12 protein-coding genes and 1 pseudogene are annotated in these 13,238 nt (G+C 30.6%); 4 read left to right on the top strand and 9 right to left on the bottom strand.

Translation table 11 applies throughout. The annotated features are described in order from the left end of the window. Positions 1-42: 42 nt before the first annotated feature. Entirely contained in the window at positions 43-360 is a 318-nt protein-coding gene (locus tag B5D15_RS10975; protein WP_078697176.1) for a hypothetical protein, read from the bottom strand. A gap of 161 nt (positions 361-521) precedes the next feature. Between B5D15_RS10975 and B5D15_RS10970 the strand changes: the two are divergent. Together B5D15_RS10970 and B5D15_RS10965 are read left to right on the top strand one after the other, a co-directional pair. Then, a pseudogene (locus tag B5D15_RS10970) lies at positions 522-845 on the top strand (PilZ domain-containing protein); the annotation flags it as partial. A gap of 75 nt (positions 846-920) precedes the next feature. Continuing rightward, positions 921-2,093, top strand: a complete 1,173-nt coding sequence (locus tag B5D15_RS10965; RefSeq protein WP_078697174.1) for a class I SAM-dependent rRNA methyltransferase — start codon at positions 921-923, stop codon at positions 2,091-2,093. Positions 2,094-2,197: 104 nt separating this feature from the next. Here B5D15_RS10965 and B5D15_RS10960 read toward each other — a convergent pair whose 3' ends face one another. The 5 genes from B5D15_RS10960 to B5D15_RS10945 form a co-directional block, all read right to left on the bottom strand. After that, positions 2,198-2,899, bottom strand: a complete 702-nt coding sequence (locus B5D15_RS10960) for a 2-phosphosulfolactate phosphatase (protein WP_078697173.1) — start codon at positions 2,897-2,899, stop codon at positions 2,198-2,200. Positions 2,900-2,963: 64 nt separating this feature from the next. Beyond that, positions 2,964-3,893 (bottom strand): PucR family transcriptional regulator, encoded by a 930-nt coding sequence (locus B5D15_RS10955; protein WP_179122278.1) that lies wholly within the window; start codon positions 3,891-3,893, stop codon positions 2,964-2,966. An 11-nt stretch (positions 3,894-3,904) separates the two neighbouring features. Next, positions 3,905-5,014, bottom strand: coding sequence for an ABC transporter ATP-binding protein (locus B5D15_RS10950; RefSeq protein WP_078697171.1), 1,110 nt, complete (start codon positions 5,012-5,014; stop codon positions 3,905-3,907). A 102-nt stretch (positions 5,015-5,116) separates the two neighbouring features. Further along, complete coding sequence (locus tag B5D15_RS15475) at positions 5,117-5,278, bottom strand: hypothetical protein (protein ID WP_179122277.1); 162 nt, start codon at positions 5,276-5,278, stop codon at positions 5,117-5,119. 116 nt (positions 5,279-5,394) lie between these two features. After that, a complete protein-coding gene (locus B5D15_RS10945) occupies positions 5,395-6,636 on the bottom strand; it encodes a hypothetical protein (protein WP_078697170.1) in 1,242 nt (413 codons plus the stop codon). Positions 6,637-6,808: 172 nt separating this feature from the next. Between B5D15_RS10945 and B5D15_RS10940 the strand changes: the two genes are divergently transcribed. Together B5D15_RS10940 and B5D15_RS10935 are read left to right on the top strand one after the other, a co-directional pair. After that, complete coding sequence (locus B5D15_RS10940) at positions 6,809-7,846, top strand: YkvI family membrane protein (protein WP_078697169.1); 1,038 nt, start codon at positions 6,809-6,811, stop codon at positions 7,844-7,846. 143 nt (positions 7,847-7,989) lie between these two features. Further along, positions 7,990-9,894 carry a SpoIID/LytB domain-containing protein gene (locus B5D15_RS10935; protein ID WP_179122276.1) on the top strand — a complete coding sequence of 635 codons (1,905 nt, stop codon included), beginning with the start codon at positions 7,990-7,992 and terminating at the stop codon, positions 9,892-9,894. Between the two features lie 18 nt (positions 9,895-9,912). Here the strand turns inward: B5D15_RS10935 and B5D15_RS10930 are convergent, their stop codons facing one another. The 3 genes from B5D15_RS10930 to B5D15_RS10920 form a co-directional block, all read right to left on the bottom strand. Beyond that, positions 9,913-10,809, bottom strand: coding sequence for a radical SAM protein (locus tag B5D15_RS10930; RefSeq protein WP_078697167.1), 897 nt, complete (start codon positions 10,807-10,809; stop codon positions 9,913-9,915). Beyond that, positions 10,806-11,489, bottom strand: coding sequence for a phosphatase PAP2 family protein (locus tag B5D15_RS10925; protein ID WP_078697166.1), 684 nt, complete (start codon positions 11,487-11,489; stop codon positions 10,806-10,808). The genes B5D15_RS10930 and B5D15_RS10925 overlap by 4 nt, the downstream gene beginning before the upstream one ends. An 88-nt stretch (positions 11,490-11,577) precedes the next feature. Then, the gene (locus B5D15_RS10920; protein ID WP_179122275.1) at positions 11,578-12,834 is read right to left on the bottom strand and encodes a sensor domain-containing diguanylate cyclase; all 1,257 of its coding nucleotides are present in this window, start codon (positions 12,832-12,834) and stop codon (positions 11,578-11,580) included. Positions 12,835-13,238 lie beyond the last annotated feature (404 nt).

Genomic DNA, 13,238 nt, shown 5'->3' with positions numbered 1-13,238 from the left:
TTTATTTTTATTTAGCATCTGACATTTTGTCAGATGCTAAAACTATTTATCTTTGCTCTTGTTATGTTCAACGCCACGTCTTGGAACACAGGATGCAATAAATCCAATTATTATGGATTGTATTGATGGTGCAATTATATTAAGATATCGCTCATATCTTAAGGCATAAACTATTAATGCAGTTATAACGTTTACTGCAATAGTAACTATAAAGATATATATTACAAATCTCGAAAATGAACTTATGTATTTTTCCCATATCCTATGCCTTTTTTCACCTGATATCAAAGCTGAAAAAAGTGCAAAAGAAACGATTATAATTACTATATCTGCTATAGCTACAATCGGGAAAACTTTCATAATATCCCTCCATTCTTTAATATTATTTTGCACCATTTATGACTTTTGATGTATTATAAATAAAAGATATAAAATATTTAATATTACAAATAATTCTTAAATTTGATATAATATTATAAAATATTTATAGGAGGGATTGAGTTGGGGTAGAAAAACGTAAATATGAAAGAGCAAGGATGGATTGTGAAATTTTATATCCAACTTTAATATATAATGGGGAGCAAAGAACCTTCAAAGAAGAAGGGCATCTTTTTGTGTTAAACGTTTCCGAAACCGGGATATGCCTTCAATCAAATTTTTTTATTCCAGTTGAAAGTTTTTTGTCCTTTTATTTCAGGGTAGAAGACAACATCCCCTTCAAGGCTCTTATAAAGGTTAAATGGAGTAAAGCAGAAAACGGCTGGTATACATCTGGAGGGGAATTCATATCTCTAAATCTTAACGACATACATATATTAAGAAATTATGTAAGCAAACATAAATAAACAGGCATATGCCTGTTTATTTTTTTCAATATTATGCTATACTACATATGTAATTTATAATATGGAGGAATTTTCATGGCAAAGGTGTATCTTGGTTATAAAAAAGGGCTTAGAGTTGAAGAAGGGCATCCTTGGGTATACTCTAATGAAATTGAAAAAATTGATGGGGATTATGAAGCTGGAGATATAGTTGAGGTTTATAATTTCAAAGGAAGATTTATTGGAAAAGGGTACATAAATCCAAAGTCACAGATAACCGTTAGAATTATGACACGAAATAAAGATGAAGAAATAAATGAAGATTTTTTTAGAAAAAGAATAGAAACTGCCTATGAATACAGAAAAAAAACAATAGAAACAACCTGCTGCAGAGTAGTTTTTGGTGAAGCCGATTTTCTTCCTGCGCTAATAGTGGATAAATATGGAGATTACCTTGTAATACAAACTCTCGCTCTTGGAATAGATAAATGGAAGGACACTATAGTAAAAGTATTAAACGAAGTAATAAATCCAAAGGGTATTTATGAGAGAAACGATGTTCCTGTAAGAGAGCTTGAAGGCCTAAGCCAAGTAAAAGGTTTTTTATCTGCTCCCTTTGATACAACTGTGGAAACTTCAGAAAATGGCGTTAAGTTTTTCGTAGATATAGCAGAAGGTCAAAAGACAGGCTATTTCCTTGACCAGAAAGAAAACAGAGCATCTCTTAAAGATATAGTTAAAGGTGCTGATGTTCTCGACTGTTTCTGCCACACTGGCTCTTTTTCTCTTCATGCAGGATATTACGGTGCAAAAAGCGTACTTGGGATTGATGTTTCTGAACATGCAGTAGAATTCGCAAGAAGAAATGCTCAGTTAAATAATCTATCAGATGTATGTAAATTTGAAGCACATAATGCTTTCGACGTTCTTCACAAATGGGCAAAGGAAGGTAAAAGATACGATGTTGTAATCTTAGATCCTCCTGCCTTTACTAAGAGCCGCTCTGCAATAGAAGGAGCTCTTAGAGGATATAAGGAAATTAACCTTAGAGGTATGAAGCTTTTAAAACCCGGTGGATTTTTAATAACATGTTCCTGCTCGCATTATATGTATCCTGAATTATTTATGCAGGTTATAATGGATGCGGCAAGGGATGCCAAAAAGACCATAAGGCAGATAGAATATAGGACTCAGGCAAAGGACCACCCCGTGCTTTGGAATTCAGGAGAAACCTTGTATCTTAAATTTTTAATCCTTCAAGTAATATAGACTTAAATTTTCAACTAAATCCATATGAATATAACTTATGAAAAAATAAAGCTTCATTAAAAATCTTCTGCTTTTTAATGAAGCTTTATTATAGCTTATCACACTTACAGCCTTATGCTCCCATTCCTATACTCAGGTACGACATCAAAAACATCTTCCCTAAAGCAATATTTTATATCATCCTCAAGTCCTATAGATATAAGATATTTATAGTGATATGCGTTTTTTACATAGGATATTACATCATCCCTATTATCTCTATAGGATAGAAGAGCTGCTGCAGCAAAATCATCTATCTGTACATCTTTTTCTTCAACAGCATCATTTATTATTTTCCCTGCACATATAAAATCATCGAGGGAGAACTTTCCATACGTACCCGCGCAAACGATAAAAGCATCTTTATCATATTCAATTATTTTTTTTGCTGCTGCTTTTCCATTCATCATACAGCCAATAAATATCTTTTCTGCCCTCATTGATTTATTTATAGCTTTTGTTCCGTTTGTTGTTGTAAGAACAATCCTTTTCCCAAAAACCGCTTCCCTGCTGTATTCTATTGGGGAATTACTAAAATCAAATCCATCGATTTTAAGAGCCCTTCTCTCCCCTCCAAGAAGAGTATTTTCATCTTTATATTTTAAAGCCTCATCGATTTCAACTGCAGTTACAACCTCAGATGCTCCATTATAGAGGGCAGTTGTTATCACAGATGTTGCCCTTAAAACATCTATTACAACAACATTTTTTCCCTCCATTTCTTCTTCTTTTATATATTCAATAGATGGTATCAAATTAATCCTCATAAAAATCAACCCCCATAATATTTTAACCTATTATGGGGGAAAAGTATAAACAAAATATTCCATATCATTTTGATTTAAGACGATAAATTGTTAGAAGAAGCTTAAATACCATTGCTTCCTCAAAGGATTTTATATCAAGCCCTGTAAATGATTTTATTTTTTCTATTCTATAAAGAAGAGTATTCCTGTGAATATAAAGTCTCCTTGCCGCCTCACTAATATTTAAATCGCACTTCAAAAATTCCTCTGCTGTATTTATAAGCTCCCTGTCCCTTATGACATCAAAAAAACCATCATATATTCCATCGTAAAGTTTTTCTAAATCATTTCTATCTAAGGAATTAATCAAATCATAAATTACCATTTTTTCATAAATAAAGTATCCGTTCTTAAACCCTAATTTTTCAGCAAGCATTGCTGAAAGTTTTGCATCCTCAAAAGAGTGCTTTATAGTATATTTATCTTTAACTATTCTTCCCGATCCTATTATTATATTTATACCTCTTTCATCCCAAATCCCATTTATTATTGAATTTGCCTCATTTTCAACATCTTCAAATTTCTTTATGAGGTATATTCCACTCTCATCCTTAATAATTTCTACATCATATCCGCTGTAGATATTAAAAAGAACATCCTCTACGTCTTCCGTGCATTTTATATATAACGAAGTATATCCTTCATATCTCCCTATTAAACTTTCATAGGATACATCATTTTTCAAAATATACTCAAGAGGCTGCACAAAAACTGCAGCCTCTTTTCCCCGTTCATAAGATGATATTAACCTAATTAAACTAATGGCATCCTGTGAAAGCAAGCAATCTGCACTAATAATAATTCTGTCACATCTAATATAAGTTAAATTATCCCTATACAAGATATCATCTGTATAGCAAAAACCAATATTGCTCCCGCAAATAATATTACCTTTTAAATCATATATACCTATATTGCATTTTAGTGCCTTTTCGATACCTTCACAAAAGCCCATAAAATCCTCCATTAAAAAACAGCCAATTCTGTTTCTTTATCAAATATATGAACATTGCTCATCTCAAATGCAACTTTAATAACCTGCTCAGTTTGAGCCTTACTTGTTGGCGCAACCCTTGCTATTATATTATTTTCCTCGCAAACAAGATACAAATAAGTTTCTGAACCCATATGTTCAATCAATTCAACTTTAGCCTCAACAACTGTTTCAGGATTTTGGCTTACAGCATCAACGCTGTCATCTATGTGCTGAGGTCTTATTCCAAATACAACGTCTTTTCCAACATATCCTTTTTCAATAACTATATTAGCTTTATCCTGTGGAAGACATAGTTTTACTTTTCCAAAGTTTACAAAAACTTTCTCTCCTTCTTTTGTAAGCTTTGCATTTATAAAGTTCATTTGAGGACTTCCCATAAATCCTGCAACGAATATGTTTGCTGGATGCTCATATATCCTCTGAGGGCTGTCTACCTGCTGAATTACTCCATCCTTCATAACAACTATTTTTGTACCCATAGTCATAGCTTCCGTCTGGTCATGAGTAACATATATAAATGTTGTATTTAATCTTTTATGAAGCTTTGAAATTTCAGCTCTCATCTGTACCCTTAGTTTTGCATCAAGATTTGATAAAGGTTCATCCATTAAGAATACTTTAGGTTCACGAACTATTGCTCTACCTAAAGCAACTCTCTGTCTTTGTCCTCCTGATAATGCCTTTGGCTTTCTATCTAAAAGATGTTCAATGTCAAGACTCTTTGCAGCTTCTCTAACCTTCTTATCTATGACATCCTTTGGAATTTTTCTAAGCTTTAATCCAAAAGCCATGTTCTCATAAACAGTCATGTGTGGATATAGTGCATAGTTTTGGAAAACCATCGCTATATCTCTATCCTTTGGTGCAACATCATTACATAGCTTGTCTCCTATATACAATTCACCAGAAGTTATTTCTTCAAGACCTGCAATCATTCTTAAAGTAGTTGACTTTCCGCATCCTGAAGGTCCAACGAGAACCACAAATTCCTTATCTTCAATGTCGAGATTAACATCCTTAACTGCAGCTACATTTCCAGGATAAACCTTGTAAATATTCTTTAATAACACCTTTGCCATAACAAAACCCCCAAATTCAATTATTTATTAAAATTTTAACATCAATTAAATATTATTGATATATCAAAATTATATGAATAGTTTGTACATATTAAACAAAAATCAATGCGCAATAGGTGTCTTGTAATTATTTTTCTGCCTTTCATCTTTAGTTTCCCTTAAGAAAAAGTTGAGCTTATCAAAAAACAGAATGATTTTATCGATTCTTTTTTCTAACTTTTTACGGCACAAGCTTATCACTCTATGCTCCTCGTTAAAACTCATATTACCCCCACCCCAATCATATTTTTTCACTTTCATTATAGGCCAACAATTTTTAATTTTCAACAAAGTTAAAGTTTTTACAAAACATACGGAATTATTATTATTGCTATATTTTATTAAAAGGGCTTTAATTTTTGCTCTTTAATGTCCATCTTCCATATTCCTTCGTATTTTTGCTCTTCAGATGTTGCATCCTTTGAAGGTACTACTTTGAAAGACAGCTCTTCAAAAGATATGAAAGCTGGAGAAACTATCCCAAACCTATCAGGTAAAAACTGTCTGTCAACGATAAGTTCAACTATCTCTCTCTCCTGAACTTTATACATTTTTATTCTATTTAAACCCGAAGGAGGTATATATTCAACTATAATAAACTTTCCATCCGGCGAAAATGCCGCCGTTTTAATTTTTGCTTCTACATAAAGATCGAGGGTTTTTATAGAAGGTAATTGGACTTTCTCCTTCTCCTGTCCTTCCGCTCCAGTTTTGCTTTCTTCATTTCCCGAAGACTCTTCTTTATTTTTTTCATCTCCCCCTCCCTCTAATTTGATTACCTGCTTGCTGTCCTTAGTATTTTTATTCTGCTGAATACTCTGCTGCTCATCTTCTTTCATACTCAATATCGCAATAAAAGCATAGGTAACATCATTTTTTATACTCCCTCCTGACGCACCCGCTGTCTTTAAAGTACCCTTTGTTGTAATTAATATATTTTTCCCATCAGGAGAAATTGCACAGGGACCAAAACCATCTTTAGGAAGAGGAATCTTTTGACCTGGATATAAAGTATTGCTCAAACTTATAAAATCAGGCATCTCACTTAAAGATAATATTTTTTCTCCTTTTATCTTGTCCCCTTCCCTTTTATATAAAACTTTATTTTTCTCATAAATTTCAGTGCTTTTTTCTTTCTCTATTTTTGATATGACCATTTTATTATTCTTAAGTTCAACTGTATATTTGTACAAATCGTCTGAAAAATAAGGTATGTCCTGTCCGCTATTGAATAAATGAACCTTAAAAGCAGCACTCTTCCCCTCGTTTTGACTTTCTTCAAGTCCGCTGTCATCAGTATCAATTTTATAACCCACAGGCCTTGAACTTGAAGATACGGGAATGCTTTTAATCTGGGATTTTACCTCATCATTATAGAATGACTTCATTCCATCAAAGTCACCTTTTAGTACATAGGCTAAATAATTGTTAATAAACGCAGAAGCTGCATTTTTGTCTATTTTGTTTTCACTCTTATTTACTTCAACCTTGTTTGATTCATTTGATTTTTTCTTCTCATTTCCGGGGCAGCCCGTTGTAAAAATTAAAATTATTATCAAAAACATACAAAACCATTTTTTCATATTATTCACCTACCCTCGGTATTACTACTTCAAATAGTATATATTTTATTAATTCTATTATTCCTTAAATATACTTATTTTATTATTATAGTTACTTTATTAAATTCATTGCTTTGGAATTTTTATAAATCTAAAAGAATAATATTTTATGTAACAATATTTGGAGAATAATATGAAAGAAGATTTTAAAATAGCTTCTGTTTTCATAGGAATAATAATAGGTGCAGGACTTGCTTCTGGTCAAGAAATACTTCAATTTTTCAGTTTATACGGCATAAAAGGTTTTTTTGGAATAATTCTGTGCTGTATAATCTACATCTTTATATCAACTATAATAATAGCTTTATGTTTTAAACTAAATTTTAAATCCTATAAAGAAATAATATATTCAGTACTTGGGAAAAAAGTTGGAGCGGTTGTGGACGTATTCTTAACATTTTTTATATTTGGAAGCAACATAATAATGATATCTGGCGGAGGAGCAATGCTAAATGAATATTTAGGAATTAATAAAACCGCAGGAACTCTAATCATGGCATTTTTCGTCTTAATAATAAGTTTTTTCTCTACACAGGGCCTTATTACAGTAAATGAATTTATAGTACCTCTTTCAACTATATCTATATTAGCAATAGGTTTTTTTGTTTTAAAATCCTGTTCTTCAATATATCAAGTACACTCTATTTTCAAGAATATTATTCCTATGAAAAATACTTGGCTGCTTTCTTCCATTCTTTATTCTTCCTTTAACCTAATGAGTGCAATTGGCGTACTATGTCCAATGACTGCAGAGATAAAAAACAAAAATAACTTTGTAAAGGGCTGCATCTTAGGAAGCATAGTATTAACAATTATTTCATTAATAATAAACTATTCTATACTTTTATACTATCCTTACAGTTTTAACGTTGAAATCCCAAATCTTTATATTGCAAAACAATTTGGTATAATACTTCCTTCTTTTCTTACAATAGTAATATGGCTTGAAATGTTTTCGACGGAAATAGGAAATATCTATAGTTTATGCAAAAGAATTTCATATTCATATAAAATATCCTACAGAATTTCAGTTTTAATAGTAATAACAATATCTGTTCCCTTCTCTTTTATTGGATTTACTAATTTAATAAAGTTATTGTATCCTCCCTTTGGTGCAGTAAGTTTTGTATTCGTTTTTGGATGTATATTAAAATATTTTACTCTAAAATAGAACTTAAAATACGATTAAGTTTTGACCATAATTTGTAATCATTTGAAAAATATTTTTTAAATTTTTAATCCATATATCTTTAAAATGTTATACAATATTTTATATAATATGATATGTTAATATTAGAGATTGTAGGTGATAGCTTGAGAAGAAACAGAAGAAGAAAAAATTATAAAGGAATTTTTATTTCAATGTTTATTCTTATTTTAATGAGCATTGGACTTTTTTATATATTTTTTTTAAAACCACTGAACATTACCTGCGGAATTGTACTTGATAAGAAAGAATCTAAAAATAATATATCATTAAAAATATATTACAAAGATAATATTAAATGGATAAATATACCAAGAAGATTTTATAGACCTGATTCATTAGCATATAATATACACCTTAAAGGAAAAAAAATAATATCAATATCTCCATCAAAAGTATATGCAGGTAAGGTACTTATGAAAAACAAAGACCAAATTGAAATTGATTCATCTACACTTAATCTGAGTTCGTATGTTCTCTATTATCAAATAATAGACGGAAAAATAAAAAAACTTCCCAATAGCAGCGTGATAGTAGGATACTCTTCCTATAAGTTCATAGCCGACGAAAGCGGAAAGATTGGTGCTGTGCTTGTTGATATACCCGATATTGATGCTTTAAGAATTGGTATATCTAATGCTGACTTTACCTCATTAAACCACTCAAGTATAATATTTTCATCAAAAAAAGGTCTTATAGTAAAAACTGAAAAGGGTGAATATAAAACTAAAAAAGACGAGAGTTTAAAGGCAGATTTAAAAAACCATTTTATTTCACTCTCTATATATAAAATAAGCAAAACAACTGAAGAAAAGGTTTTAGACCTTGGACTATTCAGTCAAAGGATATATGTTTCATCTTCTTCAAAGGATCCTATTTCAATATCAAGCCTTAAAAGGAAAAACGGGTATACACCTTTATATTACGGCGAGCTTGAAATATCTATAGTAGATAATAATATGAGACTTATAAACGAAACTAATATTGAGGATTATTTAAGGTTTGTTGTTCCATCTGAAATGCTCAGCTACGGAGGTCTTGAAGGTTATAAAGTTCAAGCTATTGCAGCAAGAACCTATGCTCTTTCAGATACTCTATCGGGCCGTTTTGCAAAATACGGTTTTAACCTTGATGATACAACCTTAAGCCAATCCTATAACAGTCAGCCCTCCAATTCAATATGCGACAAAGCTATAGAAGAAACGAGAGGTAAAATTCTTTCCTATGATAAAAAGATAATCGATGCAAAATATTTTTCAACATCCTGCGGTGTTGGAGCACCCTTCAATGAAATATGGTTTAATACAAACAAAGATTTAAAAAAGAACTCAAAGCCTTATCTCGACTTTAAAGATTATACGAATAGCGGCATTAAAGATTTGTCTAATGAGGAATCAGCTTCTAAATTTTTAAAGGATTGGACAGTAAAAGCCTACGACTCTAATTCCCCATATTTCAGATGGAAAATAGAAATTGATAAATCCGTCTTAAGCAAAACAATAAATGAAAACATATATTCAAGAGCTAAAAATAATCCTGAATTTTTTAAAAAGAAATGGTTTCTTAATATATATAGAAAAGCAGATATACCTAAAGAAGGCATAGGAAACATTAAAGACATATATATAAGCAAAAGAGGAAAATCTGGAATAATAATGGAGGCAGTTATAGTTTCAGATACGGGAGAATATAAAATTATAAAGGAGTCCAACATTAGAAACGTTATTACGCCTAAAAGCGATAATTTTGATATAACGCCTTTATACGGAGATAAAATAAAAAATGCATCAGCAATTCCTTCTGGTTTTTTTATAATCGACAAACAAGTGACAAATAATAAATTGCAGGGAATAACATTATACGGCGGCGGCTTTGGGCACGGGGCAGGTATGAGTCAATATGGTGTTATAGGCCTTGTTCGTGAAGGAAAAGATTATGAAGATATTTTAAAGATTTTTTATAAAAACATCGAAATAACTGATTATAAAGAAATAATAAAAAGCAATTTTTAAAGAGCCCATAGGGGCTCTTTAAATTCCTTCAAAATTAAAATCCGGTACATACTCAGCAGTAGAACTCTCATAATCTTGAATATATCCATTTTTAAGTCCTTTAGAAACTGCATAATCTATTAATGATTCATAATGTCTCTTATCAATTTTCTTATTAATCTCTTTATAATTATTTGCATCATGCATTGGAGTATACTGGCTCATAATATTTAAATAAACTTCTGTCGGGAAATTATCTAAAACAAAATCAACTATTTTTTTGGAATCAAATAAAAGTCCTGGCAGCATAAGATGCCTTATCATAATACCTTTTTTAATAATACCCTCACTGTCAAAAACCGGAGAGCCTACCTGTCTATACATCTCAAATACAGCCTTTGAGGCATATTCAAAATATCTCGGAGCTTTTGAATATTTAATGCTGTATTTGTCATCATAGTACTTAATATCAGGAAGATATACATCTATAAGCCCTTCAAGGAGCCTTAATGTTTCAACTCTCTCATAACCGTTAGAATTATATATAACAGGTATTTTAAGCCCTTCGCTCTTAGCCTTAATTAACGCCTCACGTATTTGAAGGGTATAATGGGTTGGAGTTACAAGATTAATATTGTGAGCTTTCTTATCCTGAAGCTCTAAAAAAATTTCACATAGTCTATCTACAGTAATCTCCTTTCCTTTACCATCTTGACTTATATCATGATTCTGGCAGAAAACACATCTTAGATTACACCCTGTGAAAAAAACAGTTCCTGAGCCTCTTTCCCCAGATATACAAGGCTCTTCCCACATATGCAAAAAAGCCTTTGCTGCCTTAATGCTGCTATTTGCTCTACAGTATCCAATCTCTTTATCTCTATCAACATTGCAAAACCTTGGACATATATTACATTTTATTTTCAAGCAAATCATTCTCCTATTTTATTTTCTAATTTATAAACTGCCTGTTTTTCTTGGAGTTTTACTATAACCTCTTTATAATTAAACAATATATAAATTAACCATGCAATAAAAATACCAGAAACCGCATCATAAATGTAATGTTGTTTTACGAAAAATGTAGAAAAAATTATCAAAATAACAGTACTGCTTGATACTATCTTTGTAAAAATATTTAAGTTGTTGTCTCTATTAATATATATTCCAAAAAGTACAGCATCAAACACATGAATGCTTGGAAAGCAGTTATATGGGTTGTCCCTATTATACACAAATCTCATCAGATAATCAAATACATCGTTTCCATGAATTTCAGGGCGGGGAACATATGTCGGAAAAGCATAGTAAATAATGTAACAAATCATCATACCCGCATTAATTCCCCATAGAATCTTAAAATACTTTTTTTCATCTACTACCGAATAATAAAATAGGAAAAAACCAAGATATATATACCAGCCTAAATATGGTATGACGAAATACTTATTAAAGGGTATCATACTATCTATAACGGTTGGTATATGATATACCCTTCCTCTATAGACATTAAGATATCTATAAATTGCAGATGTAAAAATAATAGATATAAGGGAAAATAGCCTTCCGGCTACTTTTTTATAATCTTTAACAAGTATTTCAATCATCTTTCTCATTAATAATCCCTCGCTATAATATATCTTGTCTACTATTTTATAAAATCTTTATTAAATATTGATGCATATTCTGTGAATTTTCTATTACTTAATTATAAAGAGCATATTTTTCTGTTCTGCCATATGCAAACACTTTATTTTTTCCCTTGAGTTTACATTCAGAATATAGAACCTTATCTGCATTTCCTACAATGTCTTCTTTATGAGGTCCATCCTCTGGGAATGAAGCAACCCCTCCGCTAACTGTAACTGAAATATCCGCAGCACCTGAATGTATTATTGTGCTTTCTATGCTTTGTCTAATTCTTTCAGATATTATTAATGCATCTTCTTTTCCAAGATCTTTAAATATTATAACTATTTCCTCTCCTCCATATCTGCATGCAACATCAGTTTTTCTAATGGATTTTAAAATTACTCCCGATATTCTCTCTAACACTTCATCTCCAATAAGATGCCCATAAGTATCGTTTATTTGTTTAAAATTATCTATATCATATATTACAAGGGAAAAATTTGTATTTGTTTTTATTAATTTTTCTATTTCTCTATTAAAAACTCTTCTATTGTAAAGCTTTGTTAAAGAATCAACCTCAGCTTTATTTTTAATACCTCTATAGAAGATATCATTTTCTATTGCAAGGGCCATCTGGTTTGATAATATACTTAATATATCTTCAATTCCTTTATAAGTAAAGTCTAATAACTCTTGATCTCCTCCAATCAATATGAGTCCTTCAACGTTTTCACCTATAACTATTGGAACGAGAACCATAGAATTTACTATTTCTAATAATCTTCCCTCTATTCTCACTTTCTTATCTTTTTTTATATCTTTACATACGTATATTTTACCTTGCCTTACAATTTTTAATGTAATTGAATCCTCAGTAAGATTAAATCCTAAATCTCCAATGTCTATTATATCCTTACTATTATATGCAACTGGATAACTTATATTATCATTATTAATGTCAAAAGTATATATTGCACAAAGAGTATATGGTATGAGCTCATTTAGGCTTACAAGCAGGTGCTTACACTTGTCCCTAAAATCTCCGTATTTTACAATATCGCAGGTTACTTTAAGAAGGCTTTTTATAGCCTCATTTCTGTCAAAAAGCTTTCGATATATATATAAGCAGTAATGAGTAATCAAAATATTAAATAAGACTAATGCTGTTCCTATAATCCCTGAGGCTTCATGTACTATACAAAGCAGCGCTGTTAATAAAATGGACACTATTAAATTGATGATTAAAAATTCACTGCTGTCTTTATCAAATCTATAGTATTTACCTTCTTCTATAGATATATCTATCTTTATAATAGTCAAGTTAATCAATAAAAATATCCCTACAAATCCTATAGATATTAAAATAATATTCAATATCTTGTAATCGTAGGTAAAATTTAAAAAATAGCAGAGATTTCGCACTTGAAAATTTTTAGGGCGATAAGCCCGTTGATTTATAATGGTTAAGAAATAGTAAGTAGAAATTAGGTATTTTCCGATTTTTACTGGAAAATATAGAGAAAAAAATTGCATAAAGAAAGCATCCTTTTTATAATAGTTTTACCACAAACAAACATAAAAAGGATGCTGATGAAATGAACAAAAGTTATTTAAAACAAATGCTCACTTACTTTTCTAAAGTATATCATCTTGGAGAAAAAATCAATACCTTAAATAAAAAAAGAGTGAAATCCCCATTTGAAATTTCAACGATTACATTTGTAGTTTTGTTT

The sequence above is a fragment of the Caloramator quimbayensis genome, from assembly GCF_900167605.1.
In the GTDB taxonomy this organism is placed as follows: domain Bacteria; phylum Bacillota; class Clostridia; order Clostridiales; family Caloramatoraceae; genus Caloramator_B; species Caloramator_B quimbayensis.
Note: the sequence above shows the minus strand (reverse complement) of the source record. Positions and strands in the feature narration are given on the sequence as shown.

What these genes read in the sequence shown, in the direction of transcription:
- B5D15_RS10975 (WP_078697176.1), bottom strand. Translation starts at nt 360, where the DNA reads ATGAAAGTTTTCCCGATTGTAGCTATAGCAGATATAGTAATTATAATC.
- B5D15_RS10965 (WP_078697174.1), top strand. Translation starts at nt 921, where the DNA reads ATGGCAAAGGTGTATCTTGGTTATAAAAAAGGGCTTAGAGTTGAAGAA.
- B5D15_RS10960 (WP_078697173.1), bottom strand. Translation starts at nt 2,899, where the DNA reads ATGAGGATTAATTTGATACCATCTATTGAATATATAAAAGAAGAAGAA.
- B5D15_RS10955 (WP_179122278.1), bottom strand. Translation starts at nt 3,893, where the DNA reads ATGGGCTTTTGTGAAGGTATCGAAAAGGCACTAAAATGCAATATAGGT.
- B5D15_RS10950 (WP_078697171.1), bottom strand. Translation starts at nt 5,014, where the DNA reads ATGGCAAAGGTGTTATTAAAGAATATTTACAAGGTTTATCCTGGAAAT.
- B5D15_RS15475 (WP_179122277.1), bottom strand. Translation starts at nt 5,278, where the DNA reads ATGAGTTTTAACGAGGAGCATAGAGTGATAAGCTTGTGCCGTAAAAAG.
- B5D15_RS10945 (WP_078697170.1), bottom strand. Translation starts at nt 6,636, where the DNA reads ATGAAAAAATGGTTTTGTATGTTTTTGATAATAATTTTAATTTTTACA.
- B5D15_RS10940 (WP_078697169.1), top strand. Translation starts at nt 6,809, where the DNA reads ATGAAAGAAGATTTTAAAATAGCTTCTGTTTTCATAGGAATAATAATA.
- B5D15_RS10930 (WP_078697167.1), bottom strand. Translation starts at nt 10,809, where the DNA reads ATGATTTGCTTGAAAATAAAATGTAATATATGTCCAAGGTTTTGCAAT.
- B5D15_RS10925 (WP_078697166.1), bottom strand. Translation starts at nt 11,489, where the DNA reads ATGAGAAAGATGATTGAAATACTTGTTAAAGATTATAAAAAAGTAGCC.